Source organism: Ensifer sp. Root142 (genome assembly GCF_001426785.1).
GTDB classification, from domain to species: Bacteria; Pseudomonadota; Alphaproteobacteria; order Rhizobiales; family Rhizobiaceae; genus Ensifer; species Ensifer canadensis.
Genome location: NZ_LMFK01000023.1, coordinates 47,608 through 74,525 on the forward strand (window position 1 = coordinate 47,608; position 26,918 = coordinate 74,525).

The following is a 26,918-nucleotide window of genomic DNA, read 5'->3' on the forward strand; positions in this document are numbered from 1 at the left end:
TACACGAAGCCGTGCATGGCACCCTATTGATGTTTTGGGTTTGGCAACCCAGATAATCCCTTGAAAGGATGTGTTGCGTCATGAAACAGAGAAACGCGAAATTCGAGATCGGACAGGTGGTTCGCCATCGGGTTTTCCCGTTCCGCGGCGTCGTCTTCGACGTCGACCCGGAATACGCAAACACCGAGGAATGGTGGAATGCCATCCCGCAGGAGATCCGCCCAAGCAAGGATCAACCCTTCTACCACCTGTTCGCCGAAAACGACGACAGCGAGTATGTCGCCTACGTGTCCGAACAGAACCTGGTTTCCGACGAGAGCGATCGGCCGATACGCCACGCTCAGGTCGACGCCCTGTTCGAGAAGGATGACATCGGGCATTACAAGCCCAAGGTGACGTTCCGCCACTAGCGGCCGATACTGCCGCCTCGCCCAAATGAAAAACGCCCGGATTTCGTCCGGGCGTTTCTTTATTCCTGGCGTGGGCCGAAGCGCTTAGTTCTGCTTGGCCGCCTTCTGGGCGTCTTCAAGCTTCTTGCGCGCGTCTTCAGCCTTCTTCTGCATTTCTTCCTGCAGCAGGCGCTGGCGCTCTTCGAGCTGCGACTGTTCGATCGGCTCGCCGTCGAAAATGCCGGTAAAGCCTTCGAGACCCATCTTGATCGGGTTCGGTGCGCGCTGGAAGTTGACGGAGGTGAAGACCACCTCGTTGCCCTTCTTCAGGCTTGCGATCAGCTGGTCGGACAGCGGGGCTTCAGCCACGCACTTGTCGGGCATGCAGATGGCGTAGTCGAGCTTCACCGGCTTGCCGCCGTCGATCTGCATCTGGACGCCGGTCGGGATCAGTCGCGCTGACGGCACCGAAATCTGCAGGACCTTGCGGTTGACCTTGCCGGTTACGGTGATGAGGCCAACTGCGGTGACGAGCTGACCGTTGTTTGCTGTCAGCAGATTCTGAACGATGCAGACATCGTTGTCTTCCTGCTTGGTGCAGACCTTGAACCAACCCTGCGGGGGCTTGCCACCTGCCTGCTGGGCAGATGCAACGCCCGGAACGCCCGCAGCTGCTACAGAAAGCGCCAGCGTTGCCAGTCCCGCACGTTTGGTGAAGTTCGACTTGAAGATCATTGTGATTCCGTCTCCTGAAATCCGGTAACGGAACAATTCGTTCCGCAGGTGAGTATCGTCAGCCGCCGTTGTCCTGTTGGCCAAATAAGGCAAATGCATGACCCCGTTTCCGGAAACACCTGTTACATTGGCTCGTGCGGTTTATCCAGTGTTTCTTGCTTTTTTTTGACCTCTTGCCCGCCGGAATTTGCGTATAGCTTCGGTTGGAATTGTCGACCGGCATTGGTAACGTGCCGGGAATCGGCCTAATGCCACTTCACTGGAGATAACGTTGCGCACAATTCTTTCCGGTCTGGCCATCCTGCTGGCCGCAACCGCATTCGGTGGCGCCGCGACGGCCGCTCCCGTGCATGCCATCTCAATGCACGGCGAGCCTGCCCTGCCCGCGGACTTCAAAAGTTTCCCCTACGTCAACCCCGATGTAAAGAAGGGCGGCAAGATTTCCTACGGCGTGGTCGGGACCTTCGACAGCGTCAATCCCTTCATCCTGAAGAGCATGCGCACGACAGCGCGCGGCATGTGGGATCCAGAATACGGCAATCTCGTCTACGAATCGCTGATGCAACGCTCCCGCGACGAGCCGTTCACGATGTACGGCTTGCTCGCCCAGACGGTGGAATGGGACGACGACCGGACGTTCATTCAATTTAACATCAACCCGGATGCCCGCTGGGCGGACGGGCAGCCCGTAACGGCTGATGATGTCATCTTCACCTTCGAACTGATGCGCGACAAGGGCCGCGTTCCCTTCAGCAACCGAATGGCGAAGGTGGCGAAACTAGAGAAGGTCGGCGACCTCAGCGTCCGCTTCACCTTCACCGAAGATGCTGACCGCGAGCTGCCGCTGCTGCTCGGGCTTTCTCCGGTTCTGCCGAAACATGCAACCGATGTGGCGACCTTCGACCAGACAACGCTCAAGGCCCCGCTTGGCTCGGGCCCCTATCGCGTTGCTGAAGTCAAGCCGGGCGAACGGATCGTCTATCGCCGCAACCCGGATTATTGGGCCAAGAACCTTCCTTCCAAGGTCGGATTCGACAATTACGACGAGATCTCCGTCGAGTATTTCCTGCAGGAAAATTCCCTCTTCGAAGCCTTCAAGAAGGGCGAAATCGACATCTACCCGGAAGGCAGCGCCACAAAATGGGCGCGCGGCTACGATTTTCCGGCCGTGCGCTCTGGCGATGTCGTCAAGGAGACGTTCACACCGAAGACGCCTTCGGGCATGCTGGGCATCGTCTTCAACACCCGCAAGCCGATGTTCGACAACCTCAAGCTCCGCCAAGGCTTGGCGCTCGTCTTCGACTTCGAGTGGGTCAACAAGAACCTGTTCGACAGCGCATACACCCGCACCCAGAGCTACTGGCAGAACTCGACGCTTTCGTTCCTAGGCGCGGCAGCCGATGACCGCGAACTCGGGCTGATCGGCGATGCGCGCGAACAGATCAACCCGGCGATCCTCGACGGCACCTACCGCCTGCCGGTGACGGATGCCTCCGGCCGCGACCGCAATGTGCTGCGCGTTGCCGTCTCGCTGCTGCGCGAGGCCGGCTATCAGATCAAGGACGGCAAGATGGTCGACGCCAAGGGCGCACCGCTTGCCTTCGAAATCATGAGCCAGAATGCCGGCCAGGAGAAGATCGCCCTTGCCTACCAGCGCTTCCTGGCGCCGCTCGGCATCAAGGCCTCCGTGCGCACGGTCGACGATTCGCAGTATCAGCAACGCAGCCAGTCGTTCGACTACGACGTCATTATCAAGTCCTTCCCGTCCACGCTCTCGCCGGGCATCGAGCAGGTGGGGCGCTGGACCTCGCAGTCGCGCGATCGCCAAGGAAGCGACAACTTTGCCGGCGTTGCCGACAAGGACGTCGACCGGATGGTCGAGAACATCCTGCAGGCCAGAACGACAGAAGATTTCACCGCGGCCGTTCGTGCCCATGACAGGTTGCTGGTCAACAATTCCTACCTCGTGCCGCTCTACCACTTGGATGCCCAGTGGGTTGCACGGCGCAAGCATATTGCCCGGCCGGCCACCGTGCCGCTCTATGGCTACCAGTTGCCCGCCTGGTGGGACGCGAACGCCCAATAAAAGGGTCGCTTCCCTCTACAGCGCCGCGCGTCTTCTCAGACGCGCCAGGGTCGCTGCGGCACTTTGAATTGCTGCATGTTTTATCCTTAAATCGAATGCGATTTAAGGATAAAACATGCAGCAGGAACGCATTGAAAGCCCGATGGAACCGGCTTATCTCGCAGCTTTGTCCAAGAGGAAAGGCATCTCACATCATGCAAACCGTCAGCATCGATATCGTCTCCGACGTCGTCTGCCCGTGGTGCTATCTCGGCAAGGCTAGGCTCGACCAGGCGATCGCCGATGTCGCCTCGGAGTTGCAGGTCGCAGTGCAGTGGCGTCCCTATCAGCTCAATCCCGACCTTCCGCCTGAAGGCGTCGATCACAAGCAGCATCTTGCCGCCAAGCTCGGTGGCCAGGCAGCGGTCGACAAGGCGCATGAGACGTTGAAAGCACTCGGCAATGCCGATGGCATCGCCTTCGATTTCGATGCGGTGAAGATCAGCCCCAATACGCTCGACGCGCACCGGCTCATTCGCTGGGCGGCGACCAATGGCGAAGTGGCGCAATCGGCCGTCGTCAGCCTGCTCTTCAAGGCGAACTTCGAGGACGGCCGCAATGTCGGCGATCAGGCTGTTCTGCTCGATATCGCCGCTGAGGCCGGCCTCGACCGGCCCGTTATCGCAGCGCTCCTCAACTCGGATGCCGACAAGGATGCAGTCAAAGAAGAGATCGGCATGGCACGCGAGATGGGCGTCACCGGCGTCCCCTGCTTCATCCTCGACGGGCAATATGCCGTCATGGGTGCGCAATCGGTCGAAGTGCTCAGCAACGCGCTTCGCGAAATCGCGCAGATGAAGGCTACCGCTTGATTCCCTTAAATCGGAAGCGATTCAAGGAAGTACGCAGAAAAGCTAAAGCAATGGCAAGTCCTCTCGCGCCGCCAAAGGAACAGCGGCGCGAAGGCGATTAAACCTGTTTCGCCAACCCTGCGAGCTGCGTCATCACCATCGCCGCGCCCGAGAGGCGCTTTTCCGGCGTAACCAGCTCGCGCTGGAAGAAGATGCTGTGATCCGGCCTGATCTTCGCCAGCGTGCCCTGCTTGGCGATGTAGCCGACCAGCGCTGCCGGGTTCGGGAATTCCTTGTTGCGGAGCTGCACGACGACGCCCTTCGGGCCGGCATCGAGCTTTTCGACATTGGCCGTGCGGCAGAGCGACTTGATATAGACGATCTTCAGGAGGTGCTGCACCTCGATCGGCAGCGGGCCGAAGCGGTCGATCATCTCCGCGCCGAAACCGTCGATCTCCTTGAGGTCCGTCAGCTCGCCAAGGCGGCGGTAAAGGCCAAGCCGCAGATGCAGATCCGGCACATAATGTTCCGGGATCATCACCGGCGTGCCAACAGAGATTTGCGGCGACCAGCCGGTATCGTGGACCTCTTCCTCACCCTTGAGCTCAGCGACCGCTTCCTCGAGCATCTGCTGATAGAGTTCGAAGCCAACTTCCTTGATATGGCCGGACTGTTCTTCGCCGAGCAGGTTGCCGGCGCCGCGAATGTCGAGGTCGTGGCTTGCCAGCTGGAAGCCGGCGCCGAGCGTGTCCAGCGACTGCAACACCTTCAACCGCCGCTCGGCCGTTGCCGTCAGCGTCTTGTTGACCGGTAGCGTGAACAGCGCGAAGGCGCGCACCTTCGAACGACCGACGCGGCCGCGAAGCTGGTAGAGCTGCGCCAGGCCGAACATGTCGGCACGATGCACGATCAAGGTATTGGCCGTTGGCACATCGAGGCCGGATTCGACGATGGTCGTCGACAGCAGAACGTCATACTGCCCTTCATAGAAGGCGTTCATGATGTCTTCGAGTTCGGTTGCCGGCATCTGGCCGTGGGCGACGGCGACCTTCAGGTCCGGTACATCGGATTTCAGGAAGTCATGGATCTCCGAGAGATCGCTGAGGCGTGGGCAGACATAGAAGCTCTGGCCGCCGCGATAATGCTCGCGCATCAAGGTCTCACGGATCACCAGCGCGTCGAACGGCGAAATGAAGGTGCGCACCGCCATGCGGTCGACAGGCGCCGTGGTAATGAGCGACAGTTCGCGCACCCCGGTCAATGCCAGTTGCAGCGTGCGCGGGATCGGTGTCGCCGACAGCGTCAGCACATGCACGTCCGACTTCAGCTCCTTCAGCCGTTCCTTGTGCTTGACGCCGAAATGCTGCTCCTCGTCGATGATCAGCAAGCCAAGGTTGGCGAAATTGACCGTCGTTCCGAGCAGGGCATGGGTGCCGACCACGACATCGGTCTTGCCATCAGCTACTTCCTTCTTGGTCAGCGCCAGTTCCTTGGAGCCAACAAGGCGCGACGCCTGCTGGATGCGGATCGGCAGGCCGCGAAAACGTTCGGTGAATGTCTTGAAATGCTGCCGCGCAAGCAGCGTCGTCGGCACGACGACAGCAACTTGAACCCCATTCATTGCCGCGATGAAGGCCGCCCGCAGCGCAACCTCCGTCTTGCCAAAGCCGACGTCGCCGCAGACAAGGCGGTCCATCGGCCGCCCGCTGCCAAGATCCTCGCGCACGGCATCGATCGAACTCAGCTGGTCCTCGGTTTCGTCATAGGGGAAGCGCGCGACGAATTCGTCATAGGCTCCATCCTGGGCCACCAGCACGTGCGCATGCCGGGTGTGGCGCTCGGCGGCGATGCGGATGAGACCGCCCGCCATATCGAGCAGACGCTTCTTGAGCTTCGCCTTGCGAGCCTGCCAAGCGACGCCACCGAGCTTGTCGAGAATCGCATCGGTCCCTTCGGACCCGTAGCGGGACAGGAGCTCGATGTTTTCGACCGGGAGAAAGAGCTTGGCGTTGTCGGCATAGACGAGTTCGAGGCAATCGTGCGGCGCGCCGACCGCTTCGATCGTGCGCAGTCCGACGAAACGGCCGATACCGTGTTCGGCGTGCACCACGTAGCTGCCTTCATCAAGGCCCGCGACCTCGGCAATGAAGTCGGCACCGCGCTTGCGCCGCTTGGAGCGGCGGACCATGCGATCGCCGAGAATGTCCTGCTCGCCGATAACAACGAGATCACCCGTTTCAAAACCCGCTTCAAGGCTGAGGACCGCCGCTGCGGCTTCGCCTGACTTCAGCGTGTTGACGTCGGCCAGCGCCTTGATCTGGCGAATATTGCCAAGGCCATGTTCCACGAGAACCTGCAGCAGGCGGTCGAGAGACCCCTCGCTCCAGCCTGATACGACGACCTTGAAGCCTTTGGAGCGCTTCTCAGCGATGTATTTCACCGCCTGGTCGAAGACGTTGACGCGATCGCTCTCCGCCTCGCCTTCGCCGGCGCTCTTTGCCCAGCGCGCACCTTGCCGCGCATCGACGGTGACGACCTGGCGGACCTCGCCTTCCTGCTCGTTGAAGGGCGTGAGCCGGACGGCGCTGCGCTCGACTAGCGCCGCCGTAAATCCTTCCGCGTTCAGATAGAGGAACTCAGGCGGCACCGGCTTGTAGGGCGTGCCCTGAGTGGCCAGCGACCTGCCCGGCGACGCTGCCGTGTGGCGGGCATCGTAGTAGTCGAGAATGAGCTTCGACCGTTCGGCTGCGGCTTCCCGCGCCACATGGTCGGTGACGATGCGAAAGCCTTCGAGATAATCGAAGACGGTCTCGAGGCGATCGTAGAAGAGCGGCAGCCAATGCTCCATGCCGGCGTAACGACGCCCCTCGGAAACGGCCTGGTAGAGCGCATCATCGCGGGTCGTGGCACCGAAGAGCGACAGATATTGCTTGCGGAAATGGCTGATGGTTTCCGGCGTCAGCGACACCTCGCTCATCGGGTTGAGGTCGAGGGAGCGGACCTGGCCGGTCGTGCGCTGGCTGGCCGGATCGAAGGAGCGGATGGTTTCGAGCGTGTCGCCGAAGAAATCGAGCCGCAGCGGATCGCCACTGCCGGGAACGAAGACGTCGAGAATGCCGCCGCGCACGGCATATTCGCCGACTTCGCGAACGGTCGCCACGCGCTCGAAGCCGTTGCGTTCCAGACGCGCCGCGACATCGTCCATGCGCACCTGGTTGCCGGGACGCGCGGAGAAAGCGAGGCTTTCGATCACATCCTGCGGCGAAATCTTCTGCAGCGCGGCATTGACCGTCACCAGCACGATCGCCGCATGCGGCTTCTTGCGGTGGGCGATCAGAGCGCTGAGGGCCGCAAGCCTGCGCGCCGAGGTATCGGCACTCGGAGATACCCGGTCATAGGGAAGGCAGTCCCACCCAGGCAGGGTCAGGACCGGTATATCGGGGGCAACGAACCCGAGGACCTGCTCCAGGTCGGCTATGCGCTGGCCATCGGAAAGAATGTAGGCGATCGGCGCACCGGCGCGGGCCAGATCGGCAAGCACCAGCGCTTCGGCGCCGGATGGAACCGGGCCAATCGTGACTTCACGGGTCGCGGCGACAATCTTCTTCGGGTCAAGGCCAGCCAGCATCGATCTACTTCATCTCTTCGGGGAGCCGCTCGAAATTGGGGCGGTAGGCCGCGATGCGCGTAAACATCGGCGTCTGGTAGCGTTCGGGCACCGGCTTTTCGCCGATGATCCACCTAACGAGATCGTTGTCTTCCTCGCCCATGATGATCTCAAGCTCGTCCAGTTCAATGTCGGACAAGGCGGAAAGCTCGGCTTCTGCAAACTGCCCGAGGATCAGGTCCATTTCGCGTATGCCGCGATGCCAGGCACGAAACAGGATCCGGCGGCGACGCGGATCGAGATCGGCGCTGGTGCGTGAAATGCCAGTCATGGAGATTCCTTCCTGCCGTCCGCGGAGGTACGGTTTGTCGTCATTGGGCTCTATAAACGCTGAATAGATGATTGTCAGCCTTGCAAAACCCCGAATTGTCGTCGCAATTTCATTGCCATGCGCCCTGCCCTGCTCGACCCGCTCTTTTCACCGCTCAACACCCTACCCGGCATCGGCCCGAAGATCGGCGAGCTATATGCCCGACTTCTCGGCCGCGAAAGCATCGAAGACTGCCGCGTCGTCGACCTGGTTTTCCATGCGCCGCATTCGCTGATCGATCGACGGCAGCAGCCAGGAATCGCCAATGCGCCGCAAGGCGTCGTCGTCACGATCACCGGCCGCGTCGATCGCCATCAGCCTCCACCGCCGGGCAAGCAAAACCTGCCCTACCGTATCTTCCTGCATGACGACACCGGTGAACTGGCGCTCACCTTTTTCCGCGTCAAAGGCAACTGGCTGGAAAAATCGCTGCCGGTCGACGAAACCGTGATTGTCAGCGGCAAGGTCGACTGGTTCAATGGGCGGCCGTCGATGGTTCACCCGGACTATATGGTAAAGGCCAGCGAGGCGGACAACCTGCCGCTGGTCGAACCGGTTTATGGCCTGACGGCCGGTCTCTCCGCCCGCATCTTGCGCAAGTCGATCGAGGCGGCCGTCGCCCGCGTGCCTGACATGCCCGAGTGGATCGACGGTGCGCTTGCGGACAAGCAGGGCTTTCAAAGTGCCGCCGACAGCTTCCGCGCTCTGCATGAACCTCGCGACGCCACCGATATCGACCCGCAGGCGCCGGCGCGCCGACGGCTCGCCTATGACGAATTCCTGGCCGGCCAACTCTCCCTGGCCCTTGTTCGCCAGCGCCTGCGCAAGGTTACCGGGACGCCGGTGCATGCGACAGGCAAGCTGTCAGGCCCTGTCACCGCCGCACTGCCCTTCTCGCTGACCACGAGCCAATCGACTGCGATTGACGATATCCTCAAGGACATGGCCGGAAACGACCGGATGTTGCGGCTGCTGCAGGGCGACGTCGGCTCCGGCAAGACCATGGTTGCACTGATGGCGATGCTGGCGGCGGTCGAATCGGGCGGCCAGGCCGTGTTGATGGCTCCGACGGAAATCCTCGCCCGGCAGCATTTCGCGACGCTGTCGAAAATGGCTGCACCCGCAGGCATTACGATGGATGTTCTGACGGGACGCACCAAAGGCAAGGAGCGCGACGCGATCCTGGAGCGCATTGCCTCCGGCGAGACGCGGATCGTGGTCGGCACACACGCCCTGTTCCAGGATACGGTCAACTACGACCGGCTGACGCTTGCGGTCGTCGACGAACAGCACCGCTTCGGCGTCCACCAGCGCCTGCGCCTGACCGCCAAAGGCATCTCACCCCATATGCTGGTGATGACGGCCACGCCGATCCCCCGCACGTTGGTGCTAGCGGCCTTCGGCGACATGGATGTCTCCAAGCTGACGGAGAAGCCGGCGGGTCGAAAACCCATTCAGACGGTTACCATCCCGACCGAGCGGACCGACGAGATCGTCGACCGCCTCGCTGCAGCCCTCAAGGAGGGCAAGAAAGCCTATTGGATCTGCCCACTCGTCGAAGAATCCGAAGCGATCGACGTCATGTCAGCGGATGAACGTTATCAGGGTCTCTCCAAGCGCTTCGGCCGGGATGTCGGTCTCGTGCACGGCCGGATGAACGGCGCGGAAAAAGACACCGTCATGCTCGCCTTCAAGAACGGTGAAATCCGCCTGCTCGTGGCCACGACCGTCGTTGAAGTCGGCGTCGACGTGCCGGATGCCACCATCATGGTGATTGAACATGCGGAACGCTTCGGCCTGGCGCAATTGCATCAGTTGCGCGGCCGCGTCGGCCGTGGCGACGAAGCATCGACCTGTATCCTGCTCTACAAGAGCCCGCTGGGTGAAACCGGCCGGGCAAGGCTTTCGATCCTGCGCGACAGCGAAGATGGCTTTCTGATCGCCGAGGAAGATCTGAAGCTGCGCGGCGAAGGCGAACTGCTGGGAACGCGCCAATCCGGCACGCCCGGCTTTCGTATCGCCAGCCTCGAAGCGCATGGCGATCTGCTCGAAATCGCCCGCAAGGACGCGGCCTATCTGATCGAGCGGGATCCTGATCTTACATCGCCCCGTGGGGAGGCGCTTCGAACCCTGCTCTATCTCCACCGCCGCGACGAAGCGATCCGCTTCCTGCGCGCCGGCTGAAGCCTCAGGCGCTCTTCTGCTGGGCGATCTGGAGCGGTGGAGCGTTGGCGAGCGGCTTGTAGTCCGGTGCGACGAGACCGCCAGAAATCAAGAGCTTGGCCGCATCCTCGGCGCTCATTTCAAGCGGAATGATCTTGTCGCGGGGTACGAACAAAAGGAAGCCAGCGGTCGGGATCGGTGTCGGTGGCAGGAACACGGTCACCATATCCATGCCACGCTCGGAGAATTTGGCGGCGACTTCGCCTTTGACATCCGTGGCGATGAAGACCAGCGACCAGAGGCCGGGGCTCGGATATTCGATCAAGCCCGCCTTCTTGAACGAGGACGACTGCTCCTGCAGCACCGTCTGGAAGATCTGCTTCAACGACTTGTAGATGGTGCGAACGAGCGGCGTCCGGCTGACGAGCGATTCGCCGAAGGCAACGATCGAGCGACCGACCAGATTGGCTGTGAGGAAGCCCACCAAGGTGATGACGATGAGTGCGACCAGAAGCCCGAATCCGGGAATAGCCACAGGCGAATAGGTATCCGGATTATAGAAATTCGGCAGGTAGGGCTTCACCCATCCATCGGCCCACTCGATGAAGGTGCGCACCAACCAGACGGTGATGGCCAGCGGCGCGCAGATAATCAGCCCCGTCAGGAAATAGTTCCGCAACCGGGTCGCAATATAGCCGCTCTTCGAATTTTCGCCCATGCCTCTTCCGTTTAAACCTCACTCAGTGCCGAAAGCCGGATGATAGGCAACCGTACCTGTCGGTACCGCGCCGGAGAAGGCCAGCGCCATGAAGTATTGCGGCGCACAACCTGGGAATACAAGTGAAGATTCGTGTCGGAATCTGAACTTTTGGTAATAGTCGGGATCGCCCACGACCACACAGCCCAAGGCGCCGTCAGCGGCAAGCATCGCTAGCCCTTCGCGGATGAGCCGACTGCCAATCCCGTTTGCCTGGCGCTCCCGCATGACGGCCACCGGGCCAAGCCCAAACCAGCCTGCTGCCGGCGGCGTAAGGGTCACCGGCGAGAAGGCAACGTGGCCGACGATCTGACCTTCCTCTTCGGCGACGAGCGAGAGCATCAACGCGCCCTCGCCCCGAAGGCGTTCGATGATGAAGGGTTCGCTCTGGTCGCTGTGCGGGTGCCCCTCGAATGCGGCGGCCGTCACGTCGTGGATCGCCTGTTCGTCGCCCGCTCGCTCCGGCCGTATGATGATCATTCGACCGTCACCGATTTTGCCAGGTTGCGCGGCTGGTCGACGTCGGTGCCCATGAACACGGCCGTGTGATAGGCGAGCAGCTGGATCGGCAGCGAGAAGATCATCGGCGCAATGATCTCGTCGACATTCGGCAGAACGATCGTCGCCATCGTCTCGAGCTTCGAGGCGGCCGCCCCCTTTTCGTCGGTGATCAGGATGATGCGTCCACCGCGGGCTGCCACCTCCTGCATGTTCGACACGGTCTTTTCATAGAAGCGGTCGTGCGGGGCGATGACGATAACAGGCATGTTTTCGTCGATGAGCGCGATCGGACCATGCTTCAATTCACCGGCGGCATACCCCTCGGCGTGGATATAGGAGATTTCCTTGAGCTTCAGCGCGCCTTCCATCGCCAGCGGGAAGCTGGTGCCGCGACCGAGATAGAGCACGTCGCGGCACTTCGACAGTTCGCGCGACAGCATCTCGATCTTTGGCTGGATGGCGTTCAGCACCTGGCCCATGATGCGCGGCATTTCCGCGAGGTGGCGAACGAGTGTCTGTTCTTCATCGGCCGAGACAGTGCCACGGGCGCGGCCGGCGCCGATCGAAAGGGCGGCGAGCACCGCCAGCTGGCAGGTAAAGGCCTTGGTCGAGGCAACACCGATCTCAGGACCGGCCAGGATCGGGAACACGGCATCGGATTCGCGCGCAATGGTCGATTCGCGGGTGTTGACGACCGCGCCGATCGTCAGGCCATGGTCCTTGCAGTACCGAAGCGATGCCAACGTATCGGCGGTTTCGCCGGACTGCGAGATGAACAGCGCGGCCGACTGCGGCGACAGCGGGATTTCCCGGTAGCGGAACTCGGAGGCGACGTCGATTTCGACCGGCAGGCGGGCGTAACGCTCGAACCAGTATTTGCCGACGAGGCCGGCGAGATAGGCGGTGCCACAGGCGGAGATCGCCAAACTTGGTACACCGGCAAAATCGATTGAAGCCGTTGTGGCCTTCACCCGGTTTGCGGCAAAATCGATATAGTGGCCGAGCGCATGCGAGATCACCTCCGGCTGCTCATAGATTTCCTTTTCCATGAAGTGCCGGTGGTTGCCCTTGTCGATCATGTAGGCGGCAGCCATCGAGACCTGCCGCGGGCGGTCGACGGCATTGCCGGCGAGATCGAAGATATGGGCGCCGTTGGCGCCGATCACGGCCCAGTCGCCATCGATCAGATAGGTGATCTCATTGGTAAACGGCGAGAGCGCGATGGCGTCGGAACCCAGGAACATCTCGCCCTTGCCGTGGCCGATCGCCAGCGGCGGGCCGTTGCGGGCCGCCATGATGGTAGACGGGTCGTCCTGAAACAGAATGGCAAGCGCATAGGCACCTGTTACACGCTTTAGCATCGCATGCATGGCTTCACGCCGGCCGAGGCCGTCGCGACGGAACTTTGCCAGAAGATGCGCCACGACTTCCGTGTCGGTCTGCGTCTCGAATGTCGCACCGTCGGCGATCAGTTCGTCCTTCAGCTCGGAGAAGTTCTCGATGATGCCGTTGTGGACCACGGCAACGCCATCGGTGAAATGCGGATGGGCATTGCGCTCGGTCGGGGCGCCGTGCGTCGCCCAGCGGGTGTGGGCGATGCCGATCATGCCGGCCAGCGGCTCCTCGCGCAGCCGGGCCTCCAGATTGACCAGCTTGCCTTCCGCCCGGCGGCGCTCAAGCGTACCGGCATTGATGGTCGCAACGCCGGCCGAATCGTAGCCACGGTACTCCAGGCGCTTCAACGCATCGACAAGTCGCTCCGAGACCGGCTGGTTTCCAACGATGCCAACAATTCCGCACATAGTCGTCTCCAAATTCGTCCCGCGCCGTTTCGACGCCCCAATCGACAGCGCGGAAGTCCCGCCCGGCGCGTTGCCTTGGTAACGCATTTGCCGGACGAGGCAATCCGCCCCCGATTTCACTTTCGGTTTCAGTATTTAACGCGAACCTACTCGGCTGCCTTGGCCGCCTTTTTCGCGGCCTTCTGTGCCTCGTAGCGTTCGCGCAGGATACGCGCCCTGCCCGGCTTGATCTCCTGTCGTGCGCGGCCGAAGGCCACGGCATCGGCCGGCACATCCTCGGTGATGACACTGCCGGAAGCAACCAGCGCTCCGTCACCGATCGTCACCGGTGCAACCAGCGAGGAATTCGAGCCGACGAAGGCATTCTCGCCGATGCGGGTCTCGTGCTTGTTCACGCCATCATAATTGCAGGTGATCGTGCCTGCACCGATGTTGGACCCGGCCCCGACGAAGGCATCGCCGATATAGGTCAGATGGTTGACCTTGGCGCCGGCGCCGATTTCCGCCTTCTTGACCTCGCAGAAATTGCCGACCTTCGACTTTTCGCCGAGATCAGCCCCGGGGCGCAGACGTGCATAGGGTCCGACCGTTGCGCCGGCGCGCACCGTCGCTCCCTCGATATGCGAGAACGCATGGATGATGGCGCCGCTCTCGACGCGAACGCCCGGGCCAAACACGACATTCGGCTCGATCAGCACGTCCTGCTGCAGTTCCGTGTCCCAGGCGAGGAAAACGGTCTCCGGCGCGATCATCGACACACCGGACAGCATCAGCTCATGCCGGCGGCGCTGCTGCCAGAGCCGCTCGATATAGGCGAGTTCCGCCCGGGTGTTGCAGCCGGTCAGCTCTTCCTCTGGCGCCTCGACGGCGATGGCGCGGCCGCCGATCGCCCGCACGATCTCGACGAGGTCGGTCAGGTAGTACTCGCCCTTGACGTTGGCATTGCCAATACGATCGAGCAGATCGAGCGCCTTGTGCCCATCGATCGCCATCAGGCCGCCATTGCAATAGGTGATGCGGCGTTCTTCTTCGGTTGCGTCCTTGTGCTCGCGGATCGCGATCAGCGCGCCGTCCTCGACGATCAGCCGGCCATAGCCCGAAGGATCGGCGGCCTCAAAGCCGATGACCACCACATCGTTGCCGGCGGCCAGGCCGTCGCGCGCCGCCTTGAGAGGCTCAGGCGTGATCAGCGGCGTATCGCCAAAAACCACCAGGATGTCATCAAACCCCTTTGATATCGCCTCGCGCGCCGCCAAAACCGCATGTCCCGTTCCGAGCCGCTCCTTTTGCAGGAACGAAGCGATCGATACGCCGTCGATGCCGGCAGCACCTGAAACAGTTTCGGCGTCGCGCCCGACGACGAGAGCGACGTCGGAGATCGATGCACTCGACAGGGCGGCAACCACATGGGCGATCATCGGCCGGCCGGCCACCGGATGCAGCACCTTCGACATCGACGATTTCATCCGCGTGCTTTCACCCGCAGCCAGAACAATCGCCAGGCAACTCCGTTCCATCCAATGATCTCCTTGGTCTTTTTCTTGAGAACCAGATCCGGTCGCCCGATTCGGCCCCTTCCTATCAGCAACATATTGCGGGAAGCATAATTCACACAATCACGTCACGTTAACCCGCTTAAAACCCGATGATGGCATAAGGAGAAGCGGAGCCTGCCTCGGCAACCCATGCGCGTGCCTCGCTCCCCCGGGGAGAGAAGCAGTAATGCATGCCAGCACCGATCTCGACGCAGCGGCAAAGCCGTTCAACATTGCTCGGGCTGCAATCCGGTCGCCGCTTGCAGCGCTCGTTCTGGCGCTCATCCTCCTGTCGCTGCTTCTCACGGTCACGATCCCGCAGCCGATCGGCCCGATGTTCTGGGATCATTATCTTTATCTCGACGCCGCCAATCGCCTTGCTGACGCGCAGATCCCCTCGGTCGACTTCTTCGCACCGGTCGGGGCGCTCGGCTACTATCTCTTTGCAATCTTGCTGTCGGTTTTCCCGAACGGCCATCCCTTGCTGCTGGCCAGCTGGTGCCTTCTCATCGTCACCGGGCCATTGATCGGCCTGGTGGTGCTCGACATCCAAAAGCGTTCGCGCGCGCTGGCCTACACCATCCTGTTGCCGTTCCTTCTCTTTTCCATTCTCCCGTTCAACACCGGCGACTTCTACCCCTATCCGGGATCCGACGGCTTCGGCATCTACAACCGTCAGGTCTGCCAACTGCTTTACGTGCTCGCAGCGGCGCTGATCTATGTCCGCAATCCACGTACCCTCGCTGTTGTTGCCGCGGGAGCGATGATCGCACTTTTTTTCGTGAAGATCACCGGCGCAATCGCCGGTGTCATCCTGTGCTTGATGGCATTCGCGGCCGGACGGCTCGGCCTGCGCTCGGCGGTCACCGCGGCCCTGATCTTCTTCGGCATTCTTGCCGCTATCGAACTGTCGCTCGGCGCGGTATCGGCCTATGTCGCCGACATTCTGGCTTTGGTCGACGTCAATGACGGGATCCTGTTGGCGCGCCTGCTTCAGGCTGCATCGCTCAACGCCGGACTGCTTCTGCCCGCAGGCATTCTCTGCCTCGCCCTCTTCTTTTCCGCGTTGCCGGCCTATTCCATGTCAATGCGGGACGCTTGCCGACGGCCTTCGATCGCTGCCATTCGCAAAGTCTTCGATCAGAATTTCTTGTGGCTCGGTGCCTTTGTCGTTGCCGGCATCCTGTTTGAGAGCCAGAACACCGGCAGCCAGGCCTTCATCTTCCTCTACCCGCTGCTTCTCAAGATCACACTCGATTGTGTCGCGAATGGCTCATCCAGGCGGCAGACCATTGCGGTTTTTATCCTCGCCATCGCGGCGGCGCTGCCACCTATGACAACTGTCGTCCAGAAGAGCGCGCGCGCGTGGATCGGCGCCGTCAACAATATCCGGATCGAGAGCCGCAATCTGAAAACCATGGGGGCTGTCAATGTCCGCCCGATCCTCTCGCTGCGGGCCGAACGGATGCGAGACACCTATCTTGCCGAGCCAGGCGCCTTTGAGGCACTGGCCGACATGGGCGAATTGCCGTCATTCCTGCTTTACAGCGATTTCGACTTCCAGACCGGCTGGCTGACGAATGTCGATGATGCCATCGATGCATTGCGTACCTATGAGCACGCCAATGGCGTTCGCTTCGACACGATCCTCAATATCGATTTCGCCAATCCGTTTCCGTGGCTGATGGATCGCCACGCGCCGAAACGCGTCGCCATCGGCGCAGATCCGTTCCGCGCAATCCCGCCACCGGACTTGGAGGTGCGCGCGGCAGTCGCTGCCGTGGACATCGCACTCGTGCCGACCTGCCCGAGCACAAACGTCAACAGGACGCTGCTGTCGCTCTACCTGCCGAGCCTCGAGGCTGGCCACACGCGCATCACGCTGACGCCATGCTACGACGCATTCGTCCGCAACGGCCTGCGCCCCGGCGAAACGGCCGCCGGTTCATAACGATCACGCCTGCGGCCTCAGTCTGCTCTCGGTCAGAAGCCCGCTTTCCTCCAGGATGGGATAGGCGACCGAGGCTATATGGGCGTTGATGCGCTTCAAATCACGCAGCATGTCGAGATGCAGCGAGCTAGTCTGAAGACTTTCCAGCAGTCCGTCCCGCAGCCGCTCGATATGCCGTTCGGCCGACCGCTTCTCCATGTGGCGGACATTGACCTTTACCTCGATCAATTGCCGGGCGAGATCGGCGTTGCGGGTGACGAAAATGGTCTGAGCAACCCTGAGATTGTCGATCGTCAGGTTGAAGAGGCTCTTCAGCTCCTGATAGCCGTCCTCGGAGAATTTCAGGCCGTTGTTGACCTTCTTGCCGATTTGCTCACAGAGCCCCTTCTCGATGATATCGCCCATATGCTCGAGGTTGATGGCGTAGTCGATGATAACGATCGAGCGGCGGCCATCTTCCGGGCTCAGGCCATCGCGCCCCAGGCGCGATAGGAAAATCTTCACTTCCTGCTGCAGCAGATCGACCTGCTTTTCGAACTTGCCGACATCGCGGATCTCGGACAGATCGTTGTTGTTGAAGGCGGTCTGGGCGCGGATCAGCATCATCTCGATCAGGTCGCCGACCCGCAGCACTTCACGCGTCGCGCCTGAAAGCGCCATGACCGGCGTATGGAGCACGTTCTCGTCGAGGTAGCGCGGCCCGGTTTCGTCCGTTTCGTTATCGGGGATGAAGCGGATCATCAGCCGCGACAGCAGGCCGGCAAACGGCCAGGCAAGGATCGCCACGGCTAGATTGAATGCCAGGTGGATGTCCACCGGCAGGTTCTGCTTCGGCAAAGGCAGGCTTTGCAAGAGCTCGACGCTGACACCGGTCAGAGGCAGCGCGATCAGACATCCGATGGCGCGGACCACGAGATTGCCGAGCGTGACCCGTCGTGCTGACGGCGCCGAAGACAGCGTCGCCATGACAGGCGGGATCGCCCCGCCAAGATTGGCGCCGAGCACCAGCGCAACCGTCAAGCCGACGGAGAGAATGCCGGCCGTAGAAAGGGAAAGCACCAGCATCACCACGGCAAGGCTGGAGGACGAGGCGAAGGCAAGGCCCGCGGAGATGATCAATGCCACAGGCCAGGCGCTATCGAGCATGCCGAGAAACGCGGCCAGCGCCTCGGATTCGCGCATCGGCTCGGTCGCCAGGCCAAGCAGATGCAGCGACAGCAACATCAGGCCAATCCCGACAAAGGCCGCACCAAGACCCTGCCGGGCGTTCGAGCGGCTGACGCGATGCAGCACGACGCCCACCAGAATGATCATCGGCGACAGCCATTCGATGCCGGTGGCGACGATCCAGGCGGTGATCGCCGTGCCGACATTGGCGCCAAGCAACACGATCTGCGCCATGCGCGAGCGAATGAGCCCCTTTTCCACGAAGGATGAGGTCATCAATGCCGTCGCAGTCGAGCTTTGCAGAGCAATCGTGGCGACGAGACCGGTCAGGAACGATCGGGTCGGGCCGCTCGTTCCCTGTGCGAGGCCAGCCCGCAGCTTCGCCCCGAAGGCGCGCGTGACCCCTTCCTTGACCAGGGAAAGGCCGAACAGCAGCAGTGCTACCGCTCCGAACAGGTTGACCATCACGATTGTCGATTGCATGGCATGTCTTTCCGCAGGGCCGCATGAATCGCCTCGCCCCGATACGCGCAACCATAGTTCCTAAGTGTTTTCGATCTCAATCCAACACCGGCAAATTCGTCGTTTTTTCGGTCAAATTTCTGTTGCCGGCTAATAAATCCGACATCCGTTTTGTCAGCAACGTCTTCCCGTCGATGGCCATCGACGTCGCAGACAGCGATCTCGGCTCTCAAATTCGTCAGCGGCCCGAAGTCCCTGCGAATCACATGATTGCCCGCGATCTTCGGCTGGCGCGCAATTTGCGGCATTGCGCCCTTCATTTCCTGTTTCGTTTGTTTTAAGGAACGAACTCGTTTGGCTCACAGCCACCGCACTGCAACGAGGTTTCTGCCCCATGCTCGAATTCCTGAGAAAAGCCGCCCAGACCTGGGTCGTCAAAGGCCTGCTCGTCATTCTCGTGCTGTCTTTCATGGTGTGGGGCGCATCGACATCGATGATCGCGAACCAGTCGGATGCCGTGGTCGTCGTCGGTGACGTCAAGGTCAAGGCTCCGGACTTCCGGCTCGCCTACGAGCGCCAACTTGCGCTCGTTTCCCGCCAGCTCGGCACGCGCCTGACGCCGCAGCAGGCCAAGGCATTCGGCATCGAGCAGCAGGTTTATTCCCAGCTCGTCGCGGGTGCTGCCCTCGATCAGCTAGCCGGCGATATGAACCTTGGCCTTTCGGAAGACCGGCTGGCCAAGCTCATCGCCGAAGACCCGGCTTTCCACAGCGTCAACGGTCAGTTCGACCGCCTGACGTTCTCGAGCGTGCTGCGCAATGCCGGCCTTCGCGAACAGGATTACATCAACAACCGCAGCCAGGTCGCCGTGCGCTCGCAGATCGTCGATGCCCTGTCTGACGGTTATATCGCGCCAAAGGTGCTGAGCGACGCGATCGGCTCCTATCGCCACGAAAAGCGCTCGATCGACTACGTCCTGCTGTCGAACGCCAACATCGATCCGGTAAAGGCACCGGGCGACGACGTTCTCGCCCCCTGGTACGACAGCCGCAAGGCAAACTACCGCGCGCCGGAATACCGCAAGATCACCTACCTGAAGCTTGCACCCGAGGATCTTGCCGATGCGACGGCGGTGGTCGATGCGGACGTTCGTGCCGACTACGACAAGCGCAAGGACAGCTTCCGCACCGAGGCGACGCGCACGATCGAACAGCTCGCCTTCTCCTCGCGTGAGGCGGCAGACGCCGCGGCAGCCAAGCTCGCAGCCGGCACGTCCTACGACGACATCGTGAAAGCCGAAGGCAAGACGTCTGCCGACGTTCTGCTGGGTGACTTCACCACCGCAAGCGCTCCGGACGCAAAGATCGGCGAAGCCGCGTTTGCGATTGCTGCCGATGGCGGCACGTCGCCCGTTATCGATGGTGCCTTCGGACCGGTGATCCTGCGCGTGACGAACATCCGCCCGGAGACGGTTCGCAGCTTCGACGAGGTCAAGGAAGAACTCCGCAAGGAGATTGCCCTCTCCAACGCGCAGAACGAGATCATCGGCCTTCATGACAAGATCGAGGACGAGCGCGCGACCGGTGCTTCGCTCAAGGACATCGCCGAACTGCTCAAGCTGAAGGTCGCGACCGTCGACGGCATCGATGCGACCGGCAAGGACATGAATGGCGATGAAGTCGCCGGCCTGCCGGAGCCGAAGGCTCTGCTGCCGGACGCCTTCAAGGCTGAAGTAGGCGGAGAAACCCTGCCTGTTAACATCGGCCGCGACGGCTACGTCTGGTTCGACCTCGACGAAGTGGTTCCGGCTCGCGACCGCACGCTCGACGAAGCACGTGACGAAGTCGCCGCAGACTGGACTGCAGAACAGCAGCGCACGGCTCTCGCCACCAAGGCGACCGAACTGAAGCAGCGGATCGAAAAAGGCGCGACGCTCGCCGATATCGCAACCGAGCTTGGCCTTGCCGTCGAAACAAAGACGGGATTGACCCGGTCGACGTCTGATGCGGCGCTGAGCCCGGCCGCCGTCGCTGCTGCCTTCAGCGGCCCGGACGGCCACGTCGCCAATGCCGCCGGTATCGGTGGCGATGGTCAGATCCTGCTGCGGGTCACCTCGATCGAGAACAACGGCCCGACCGATGCCCTGGAAGACGACAGCCGTCAGATCCAGGCCATGGCCCGTGCCAGCGGCGACGACATTCTCGACCAAATGGTATCGACCCTGCAGTCGGCCTACGGTGTTTCGATCAATCAGACGCTTGCCGAAACGGCTTTGGCACAGAGATAAGCGGCAAGGAAAGCAACCGATGAGTGATCTGAAACCGTTCGTCGCCAAAGTCGCCGCCGGCGAGGCTCTCAACCGCGAAGACGCACGAGCGGCTTTCGAGATCATCATGTCGGGTGCGGCCACGCCATCGCAGATCGGCGGCTTCCTGATGGCCCTGCGCGTCCGTGGCGAAACTGTCGACGAGATCGTCGGCGCCGTTGCCGCCATGCGCGGCCGCATGCTCCCCGTCGACGCGCCGGCCGATGCTGTCGACATCGTCGGGACCGGCGGTGATGGCGCCGGTACCTACAATATCTCGACACTCGCCTCGCTGATCGTTGCGGGCGCGGGTGTCCCGGTCGCCAAGCATGGCAACCGTGCGCTGAGCTCCAAGTCCGGCACGGCCGATGCCCTGTCCTGCCTCGGCGTCAAGCTCGATATCGGCCCCGAGGCGATTTCACGCTGCATCAGGGAAGCCGGTGTCGGCTTCATGTTCGCCCAGCAGCACCATTCCGCCATGCGCCACGTCGGCCCGACGCGTGTCGAGCTCGGCACACGCACGATCTTCAACCTGCTCGGCCCGCTATCCAATCCTGCCGGCGTCAAGCGGCAACTTGTCGGCGTCTACGCACCGCAGTGGGTCCAGCCGCTGGCGGAAGTATTGCGCGACCTCGGCTCCGAGAATGTCTGGGTCGTGCATGGCGAAGGCCTCGACGAGATCACGACGACCGGCACGACGCAGGTCGCCGCTCTCGATAACGGCAAGATCACCGCTTTCACCTTGACGCCTGAAGATTTCGGCCTGCCAACGGTCACCCTCGACGCCCTGAAGGGCGGCGATGGCGCACACAATGCCGTTGCGCTCTTGGCCGTCCTCGACGGTGCAGAAAACGCCTACCGGGACATTTCGCTTGCCAATGCGGCTGCATCGCTGATGATTGCCGGCAAGGCCGCAGATCTTGGTCAGGGCATGACGCTCGCCCGCCAGTCGCTTTCCAGCGGTGGCGCCAAGGCGGCACTGCAGCGCCTGATCAGCGTTTCGAACGCTGCCTGAGACAACGCTGCTTGAGACAAGGAACCGCGCCATGACCGATATCCTGCGCAAGATCGAAGCCTACAAGCGCGACGAGATCGCTGCGGCCAAATCGCAAACGTCAATCGATGAGCTGAAGGCTCGCATCGCCGATCAATCCGCTCCGCGCGGTTTCCATGCGGCGTTGGCAGCGCGCCAACAGCAAGGCCGCTTCGGCCTGATCGCCGAGATCAAGAAGGCGAGCCCGTCGAAAGGCCTGATTCGACCCGACTTCGATCCACCGGCGCTGGCCAAGGCCTACGAGGCCGGCGGTGCGGCCTGTCTTTCCGTGCTGACGGATGGACCGAGCTTCCAGGGCGCGCCGGCGTTTCTTGAGGCGGCCCGCGCAGCCTGCGTGCTTCCGGCTTTGCGCAAGGACTTCATGTTCGACACCTACCAAGTGTTCGAGGCCCGCGCCTGGGGTGCAGACTGCATCCTGCTGATCATGGCATCGCTCAGCGACGACGATGCCCGGCGTCTGGAAGATTCTGCCTTTTCTCTCGGAATGGATGTACTGATCGAAGTGCATGACGCTGAAGAGATGGAGCGGGCGCTCAAGCTTGCCTCGCCACTTGTTGGCATCAACAATCGCAACCTGAGAACATTCGACGTCGATCTCGCCGTATCCGAGCAACTGGCGTCGATGGTTCCGTCTGATCGGCTGCTCGTCGGCGAGAGCGGTATCTTTACCCATGACGATTGCCAGCGTCTGGAAAGGAGCGGCATCACCACTTTCCTGGTCGGCGAGAGCCTGATGCGCAAGAGCGATGTCGAGACGGCAACACGTGTGCTCCTCACCGGCTCCGAAAGCGTGCTGGCGGCCGAGTGATGGGCAAGACCACACTCACGCATCTCGACAACAGCGGCGAAGCGAACATGGTCGACGTCGGCGCCAAGACCGAAACCGTCCGCATCGCCACTGCGGAGGGTCATGTCCGCATGCGTCCGGAGACACTTGCGCTGATCCTGGAGGGCGATGCCAAGAAGGGCGACGTTATCGGTACGGCGCGGCTGGCCGGCATCATGGCCGCCAAGCAGACGTCGAATCTGATCCCCCTTTGTCATCCGTTGATGCTGACCAAGGTGTCGGTCGACATCACACCCGATCCAGCATTGCCGGGCTTGCGGGTCGAAGCGCTTGCCAAACTGACCGGCAAGACCGGCGTCGAGATGGAAGCGCTGACGGCCGTCAGCATCGCCTGCCTGACGATCTACGACATGGCGAAGGCTGCGGATCGAGAAATGGAAATCGGCGGCATCCAGCTCGTCAGCAAATCCGGTGGACGCTCCGGCGATTATCGGCGCCAGGGAGACTGACCGACGATGTCGTTGCTTTCCGTTGAAGACGCGCTCAACAGGATCCTCGGCAGCGCCAGACCCCGCCACGCAATCGAACATGTGAGCCTGCATGAAGGCCTCGACCGTGTGCTGGCGCAAGATGTAACTGCACGCGTCACCCATCCCGCCTTCGACAATTCAGCGATGGATGGCTATGCGGTTCGCCATGAGGATGTCCACGCCATCGGTGCCGAACTTACGGTCATCGGCCAGTCCGCGGCCGGGCATGGCTTCGATGGCGAGGTAAAGTCCGGGCAGGCTGTCCGCATCTTTACCGGAGCCCCGCTTCCCGCGGGCGCCGATACCGTCATCATCCAAGAAGACACCGAACGGCTTGCCGACAACAAGATCCGCACCTCGTTCGCGCCGGGCAAAGGGCGGCATATCAGACTTTCCGGCCAGGATTTTGCAGCCGGCGAAACGGTGCTGCGCGCGGGAGACGTTCTGGATGCCGGTCGCCTGACGGTCGCCGCCGGCATGAACCATGCGGTGCTGCCAGTGTTCAAGAAACCGACGGTCGCGATCCTTGCAACCGGCGATGAACTGCTGACACCCGGAAGCATACCCGGTGCTGACCAGATCATTGCCTCCAACACATTCGGTGTTGCTGCCATTGCGCGTGACAACGGTGCCGACATCCTCGACCTCGGTATCGTCCCGGACAACCGCCAGGCGATCTCGGCGGCCGTCGAGCGTGCAAGGGCAGCGAGAGCCGATGTGCTCGTGACGCTCGGTGGCGCCTCGGTCGGCGATCATGACCTTGTGCAGTCGACATTGCTTGCGAGCGGGATGACGCTCGATTTCTGGCGGATCGCCATGCGGCCCGGAAAACCACTCATGGTCGGACAGCTCGGCGACATGGCGGTGCTCGGCCTGCCTGGCAATCCTGTATCGAGCCTCGTCTGTGCACTCTTGTTCCTTGAGCCGCTGGTCCGCAAACTGGCGAGACTACCTGATAGAGATCGGCTGACGACGGCCTGCCTCGCCTCGCCGCTGCCTGCCAACGACAAGCGCCAGGATTATGTGCGTGCACGGCTTTCGAGCGATGCGGACGGTTCGCTCGTCGCCCACCCCTTCCCGCGGCAGGACTCGTCGATGATGAAGGTGTTCGCGCAGTCCGATTGTCTGATCGTTCGCGCGCCGAACGCTGAAGAGGCGCCCGCCGGTACACCCTGCGAAATCGTCCGGCTCAGATAGCTTCCGGCGAAATCATCGGGATAAAACAGGCACCCCTTTTGGTCGACCGGACCCGGCGTCAGCAGAAACAAAGAATATTTGCTGTTCCATTGTCATATGCCCGACATGGAGACCCATTAATAACAGGATCATTCAATCATCGCTCAAGGCGGATGACTACGGATGTACTAGCAGGCGCCGTGATGATTTGAGGGAAAGGTCGGGTATTGCCCGACCTTTTGCTTTTCTACGGTTATTTGCTTTCCGGAACGATCATCGTTGCTGCTGCGACGGTGGCAGAGGGGGCGATCAGCGACGCCTACTGCATGTTTCCTAAATCGTATTCGATTTAAGGATAAAACATGACGCAATTCAAAGTGCTACAGCGACCTTTGCGCGCCTAGTAAGACGCGCGGCCCTGTAGGCAGCGTCGCGTCCCCAGCAAGGTTTCAGGCGGCAGTGTTCTCGCAACGGCTGACGAGGATCTTGTCGATGCGGCGGGAATCCATATCGATGACCTCGAAACGGTAACCGTGGGCGATCGCGATGTCGCCCTCTTCCGGCGTCTTGCGCAACTGCTGAACGAGAAAGCCCGCGATCGTTTCAAAATTTCCGTCGGCATCGATGCCTTCGATACCGATGGTCAGGTGGATCTCATCGATCGGCGTGCGTCCGTCGACCAGGTAGGTTCCATCCTCGCGCTGGCGGATCAGTGCGTGCTCGAGATCGTCATAGTTCGACGGCAGCACGCCGACGATCGCCTCTAGAATATCGGCGATGGTGATGATGCCTTCGGTGCTGCCGTATTCGTCGACGATCATCGCCATGTTGATACTCGACGACTTGAAAGCATCGAGCGCCTTCAGGCAGGACGCGGTTTCCGGCAAGGTATGGATCTCGCGCACATACTTGCGAACGTCGAGCGGAACGGACGTCGGGGCATTGAGGATTTCCTTCGCCAGAACCGCGCCAAGCACATCGCCGCTCGGCCCGTCGACCACGGGATAACGGGAGTGGCCGTATTGGCGGATCTTCTCGCCGATGGTCTCCAGGCTGTCGTTGATATCGATGAAGCTCATTTCGGTACGATGCGTCATGATCGATTTCACGTTGCGGTCACCGAGGCGGATGATGCGACGAAGCATCTCGTGCTCCGACTTTTCGATCGCGCCGCTCTCGACGCCTTCCGCCATGATCGCGTGCACTTCCTCTTCGGTAACATGGTCCGGATCATCCGGACGTATGCCCAGCAGCCGCATCATCAACGCGGCCGAGGTCTCGAAGAGATAGACGACCGGCGCCACGATGCGCGAAAGAAGCGTCATCGGCCGCGCCACGAACATCGCGAAGCCCTCGGAGTTCTTCAACGCCAGCTGCTTGGGGATCAACTCGCCGATAACGACGGAGAGGAAGGTGATGAGCGTTACCACGATCGCCACCGCCACCGGATGACCGTAGGGGCTGATCCAGGCGATGCTGTCGAAGAAGGGGGCGAACTTGGCCGCGATCGTCGCGCCACCATAGGCGCCGGCGAGCGTGCCGACCAGCGTGATGCCAACCTGAACGGTGGAAAGAAACTTGCCGGGGTCTTCCGCCAGCTTCAGTGCCGCTTCGGCGCGGAGATTTCCCTGTCTTGCCATCTGGCGAAGCAATGGCTTGCTTGCCGAGACGATTGCCATTTCCGAAAGAGCAAAAAATGCGTTGATCAAAAGCAGGACGAAAATGACAAAAAATTCGGACATGGTCTCCAAGTCACCGTTGACGAAAAGTCGCCCAATCGAGAGCGACCGTTCACCAGATAAGGCCAGCAGGCGATCCGAGCAAGCGCAGTTCTCGAAATCCGTGTCACCAAATGCGCTTCGCCCGTATTTCGCGAGGCGAGAGCGGACCGAAACTCGGACACGTCCGACGAAGGTGGCTCAGTTTTCGCCCGACCTGAGGGCGCCGCGCACGCGCTCGCGCCCGATCTTGATGACATTTTCCATCGCTGCGCGCGCGCCCGCTTCGTCGCGCCTGCCGATTTCCTCGACGATGCGGATGTGATTGCGGGCGACCTCGTCGACGCCGCCCTTTTCTTCGACGGGTGAACTCAGTTTGAAAATGCCGACCAGCGCCGCCTCGATCAGCCCACCGACCGTCCGCATGAACGGGTTGCCCGAAGCTTCCGCAATCGACAGATGGAATTTCAGATCGGCAAAGGCGAGGCTCTCGGCAGTATGGCCGGCCTCACCCATGGCGACCGCGAGGCGCATCATGCGGCTGATCTCGGCCTCAGAAGCGTTGCGCGCAGCAAGAGCCGCAGCGTGCGGCTCGAAGGCGAGACGCACTTCGGAGAGGTGGTAGAGGAACTCCTCGTCCACACCACATTCAAAATGCCAGGTCAGGATGTCGTTGTCGAAGAGGTTCCAATCATTTCTGGGCGTGACGCGCGTGCCAATGCGAGCCCGTGGCACGACCAGACCCTTTGCGGCAAGCGTCTTCATCGCTTCGCGAAGAACCGTGCGCGACACCTTAAAGCGCGCTGCAAGCTCCGGATCGCCGGGCAGGATCGACCCGATCGGGAACTCGCCTGAAACGATCGCCTTGCCAAGCTGGTCGACCACATGCGCATGACTGGTGCGCTTCCGCGTCCCGGAAAGGACAGTCTCCAGCAAGCTCCTGTTCAACCCACCTCCTCCAGGCACTCCCTTGCCTGACAGCGCCAAATGCAG

General features: G+C 61.5%; 21 protein-coding genes. 11 read left to right on the top strand and 10 right to left on the bottom strand.

Features of this window, described 5'->3' with window-relative positions; translation table 11 throughout:
- Positions 1-80: 80 nt before the first annotated feature.
- On the top strand, positions 81-410 hold the full coding sequence (hspQ, locus tag ASD52_RS21315) for a heat shock protein HspQ (RefSeq protein ID WP_025427014.1): 330 nt from the start codon (positions 81-83) through the stop codon (positions 408-410).
- A gap of 84 nt (positions 411-494) precedes the next feature.
- Here hspQ and ASD52_RS21320 read toward each other — a convergent pair whose 3' ends face one another.
- Complete coding sequence (locus tag ASD52_RS21320; RefSeq protein ID WP_057209395.1) at positions 495-1,124, bottom strand: invasion associated locus B family protein; 630 nt, start codon at positions 1,122-1,124, stop codon at positions 495-497.
- A gap of 271 nt (positions 1,125-1,395) precedes the next feature.
- Between ASD52_RS21320 and ASD52_RS21325 the strand changes: the two genes are divergently transcribed.
- Positions 1,396-3,210 (top strand): extracellular solute-binding protein, encoded by a 1,815-nt coding sequence (locus ASD52_RS21325; RefSeq protein WP_025427012.1) that lies wholly within the window; start codon positions 1,396-1,398, stop codon positions 3,208-3,210.
- A gap of 194 nt (positions 3,211-3,404) precedes the next feature.
- Positions 3,405-4,061 (top strand): DsbA family oxidoreductase, encoded by a 657-nt coding sequence (locus ASD52_RS21330; protein WP_025427011.1) that lies wholly within the window; start codon positions 3,405-3,407, stop codon positions 4,059-4,061.
- A 97-nt stretch (positions 4,062-4,158) separates the two neighbouring features.
- Here ASD52_RS21330 and mfd read toward each other — a convergent pair whose 3' ends face one another.
- Together mfd and ASD52_RS21340 are read right to left on the bottom strand one after the other, a co-directional pair.
- Entirely contained in the window at positions 4,159-7,668 is a 3,510-nt protein-coding gene (gene mfd, locus ASD52_RS21335; protein WP_057209398.1) for a transcription-repair coupling factor, read from the bottom strand.
- A gap of 4 nt (positions 7,669-7,672) precedes the next feature.
- Entirely contained in the window at positions 7,673-7,978 is a 306-nt protein-coding gene (locus tag ASD52_RS21340) for a succinate dehydrogenase assembly factor 2 (RefSeq protein ID WP_025427009.1), read from the bottom strand.
- 117 nt (positions 7,979-8,095) lie between these two features.
- Between ASD52_RS21340 and recG the strand changes: the two genes are divergently transcribed.
- On the top strand, positions 8,096-10,201 hold the full coding sequence (gene recG, locus ASD52_RS21345) for an ATP-dependent DNA helicase RecG (RefSeq protein ID WP_025427008.1): 2,106 nt from the start codon (positions 8,096-8,098) through the stop codon (positions 10,199-10,201).
- Positions 10,202-10,205: 4 nt separating this feature from the next.
- On the opposite strand, the gene ASD52_RS21350 is transcribed toward recG, so the two are convergent.
- From ASD52_RS21350 to glmU, 4 genes are all read right to left on the bottom strand, one after another.
- The gene (locus ASD52_RS21350; protein WP_025427007.1) at positions 10,206-10,898 is read right to left on the bottom strand and encodes a DUF502 domain-containing protein; all 693 of its coding nucleotides are present in this window, start codon (positions 10,896-10,898) and stop codon (positions 10,206-10,208) included.
- 18 nt (positions 10,899-10,916) lie between these two features.
- Positions 10,917-11,414: an N-acetyltransferase gene (locus tag ASD52_RS21355; RefSeq protein ID WP_025427006.1), complete on the bottom strand. Its 498-nt coding sequence runs from the start codon at positions 11,412-11,414 to the stop codon at positions 10,917-10,919.
- A complete protein-coding gene (gene glmS, locus ASD52_RS21360; protein WP_025427005.1) occupies positions 11,414-13,240 on the bottom strand; it encodes a glutamine--fructose-6-phosphate transaminase (isomerizing) in 1,827 nt (608 codons plus the stop codon). Before glmS ends, ASD52_RS21355 begins: the two co-directional genes overlap by 1 nt.
- A gap of 146 nt (positions 13,241-13,386) precedes the next feature.
- Positions 13,387-14,757, bottom strand: coding sequence for a bifunctional UDP-N-acetylglucosamine diphosphorylase/glucosamine-1-phosphate N-acetyltransferase GlmU (glmU, locus tag ASD52_RS21365; RefSeq protein WP_025427004.1), 1,371 nt, complete (start codon positions 14,755-14,757; stop codon positions 13,387-13,389).
- Between the two features lie 205 nt (positions 14,758-14,962).
- On the opposite strand from glmU, the gene ASD52_RS21370 reads away from it, so the two are divergent.
- A complete protein-coding gene (locus ASD52_RS21370; protein ID WP_025427003.1) occupies positions 14,963-16,726 on the top strand; it encodes a hypothetical protein in 1,764 nt (587 codons plus the stop codon).
- A 3-nt stretch (positions 16,727-16,729) separates the two neighbouring features.
- On the opposite strand, the gene ASD52_RS21375 is transcribed toward ASD52_RS21370, so the two are convergent.
- Positions 16,730-18,376 carry a Na/Pi cotransporter family protein gene (locus ASD52_RS21375; RefSeq protein WP_025427002.1) on the bottom strand — a complete coding sequence of 549 codons (1,647 nt, stop codon included), beginning with the start codon at positions 18,374-18,376 and terminating at the stop codon, positions 16,730-16,732.
- Positions 18,377-18,399: 23 nt separating this feature from the next.
- On the opposite strand from ASD52_RS21375, the gene ASD52_RS21380 reads away from it, so the two are divergent.
- The 6 genes from ASD52_RS21380 to glp are packed head-to-tail and all read left to right on the top strand — an operon-like array spanning position 18,400 to position 24,228.
- Complete coding sequence (locus ASD52_RS21380; RefSeq protein ID WP_057209401.1) at positions 18,400-18,696, top strand: hypothetical protein; 297 nt, start codon at positions 18,400-18,402, stop codon at positions 18,694-18,696.
- A gap of 53 nt (positions 18,697-18,749) precedes the next feature.
- Complete coding sequence (locus ASD52_RS21385) at positions 18,750-20,642, top strand: peptidylprolyl isomerase (protein ID WP_025427000.1); 1,893 nt, start codon at positions 18,750-18,752, stop codon at positions 20,640-20,642.
- 19 nt (positions 20,643-20,661) lie between these two features.
- Positions 20,662-21,675, top strand: coding sequence for an anthranilate phosphoribosyltransferase (gene trpD / locus ASD52_RS21390; protein ID WP_025426999.1), 1,014 nt, complete (start codon positions 20,662-20,664; stop codon positions 21,673-21,675).
- A gap of 31 nt (positions 21,676-21,706) precedes the next feature.
- Entirely contained in the window at positions 21,707-22,522 is an 816-nt protein-coding gene (gene trpC, locus ASD52_RS21395; RefSeq protein WP_025426998.1) for an indole-3-glycerol phosphate synthase TrpC, read from the top strand.
- Positions 22,522-23,010 carry a cyclic pyranopterin monophosphate synthase MoaC gene (moaC, locus tag ASD52_RS21400; RefSeq protein ID WP_025426997.1) on the top strand — a complete coding sequence of 163 codons (489 nt, stop codon included), beginning with the start codon at positions 22,522-22,524 and terminating at the stop codon, positions 23,008-23,010. Before trpC ends, moaC begins: the two co-directional genes overlap by 1 nt.
- Before the next feature lie 6 nt (positions 23,011-23,016).
- The gene (glp, locus tag ASD52_RS21405) at positions 23,017-24,228 is read left to right on the top strand and encodes a gephyrin-like molybdotransferase Glp (RefSeq protein ID WP_057209404.1); all 1,212 of its coding nucleotides are present in this window, start codon (positions 23,017-23,019) and stop codon (positions 24,226-24,228) included.
- 428 nt (positions 24,229-24,656) lie between these two features.
- On the opposite strand, the gene ASD52_RS21410 is transcribed toward glp, so the two are convergent.
- Together ASD52_RS21410 and ASD52_RS21415 are read right to left on the bottom strand one after the other, a co-directional pair.
- On the bottom strand, positions 24,657-25,949 hold the full coding sequence (locus ASD52_RS21410; protein ID WP_025426996.1) for a hemolysin family protein: 1,293 nt from the start codon (positions 25,947-25,949) through the stop codon (positions 24,657-24,659).
- Between the two features lie 177 nt (positions 25,950-26,126).
- On the bottom strand, positions 26,127-26,873 hold the full coding sequence (locus ASD52_RS21415) for a FadR/GntR family transcriptional regulator (RefSeq protein ID WP_025426995.1): 747 nt from the start codon (positions 26,871-26,873) through the stop codon (positions 26,127-26,129).
- Positions 26,874-26,918: the final 45 nt, after the last annotated feature.

Coding starts and splice junctions, on each gene's coding strand:
- hspQ (WP_025427014.1), top strand. CDS start 81: ATGAAACAGAGAAACGCGAAATTCGAGATCGGACAGGTGGTTCGCCAT.
- ASD52_RS21320 (WP_057209395.1), bottom strand. CDS start 1,124: ATGATCTTCAAGTCGAACTTCACCAAACGTGCGGGACTGGCAACGCTG.
- ASD52_RS21330 (WP_025427011.1), top strand. CDS start 3,405: ATGCAAACCGTCAGCATCGATATCGTCTCCGACGTCGTCTGCCCGTGG.
- mfd (WP_057209398.1), bottom strand. CDS start 7,668: ATGCTGGCTGGCCTTGACCCGAAGAAGATTGTCGCCGCGACCCGTGAA.
- ASD52_RS21340 (WP_025427009.1), bottom strand. CDS start 7,978: ATGACTGGCATTTCACGCACCAGCGCCGATCTCGATCCGCGTCGCCGC.
- recG (WP_025427008.1), top strand. CDS start 8,096: ATGCGCCCTGCCCTGCTCGACCCGCTCTTTTCACCGCTCAACACCCTA.
- ASD52_RS21350 (WP_025427007.1), bottom strand. CDS start 10,898: ATGGGCGAAAATTCGAAGAGCGGCTATATTGCGACCCGGTTGCGGAAC.
- glmS (WP_025427005.1), bottom strand. CDS start 13,240: ATGTGCGGAATTGTTGGCATCGTTGGAAACCAGCCGGTCTCGGAGCGA.
- glmU (WP_025427004.1), bottom strand. CDS start 14,757: ATGGAACGGAGTTGCCTGGCGATTGTTCTGGCTGCGGGTGAAAGCACG.
- ASD52_RS21370 (WP_025427003.1), top strand. CDS start 14,963: ATGCATGCCAGCACCGATCTCGACGCAGCGGCAAAGCCGTTCAACATT.
- ASD52_RS21375 (WP_025427002.1), bottom strand. CDS start 18,376: ATGCAATCGACAATCGTGATGGTCAACCTGTTCGGAGCGGTAGCACTG.
- ASD52_RS21380 (WP_057209401.1), top strand. CDS start 18,400: ATGAATCGCCTCGCCCCGATACGCGCAACCATAGTTCCTAAGTGTTTT.
- ASD52_RS21385 (WP_025427000.1), top strand. CDS start 18,750: ATGCTCGAATTCCTGAGAAAAGCCGCCCAGACCTGGGTCGTCAAAGGC.
- trpD (WP_025426999.1), top strand. CDS start 20,662: ATGAGTGATCTGAAACCGTTCGTCGCCAAAGTCGCCGCCGGCGAGGCT.
- trpC (WP_025426998.1), top strand. CDS start 21,707: ATGACCGATATCCTGCGCAAGATCGAAGCCTACAAGCGCGACGAGATC.
- moaC (WP_025426997.1), top strand. CDS start 22,522: ATGGGCAAGACCACACTCACGCATCTCGACAACAGCGGCGAAGCGAAC.
- glp (WP_057209404.1), top strand. CDS start 23,017: ATGTCGTTGCTTTCCGTTGAAGACGCGCTCAACAGGATCCTCGGCAGC.
- ASD52_RS21410 (WP_025426996.1), bottom strand. CDS start 25,949: ATGTCCGAATTTTTTGTCATTTTCGTCCTGCTTTTGATCAACGCATTT.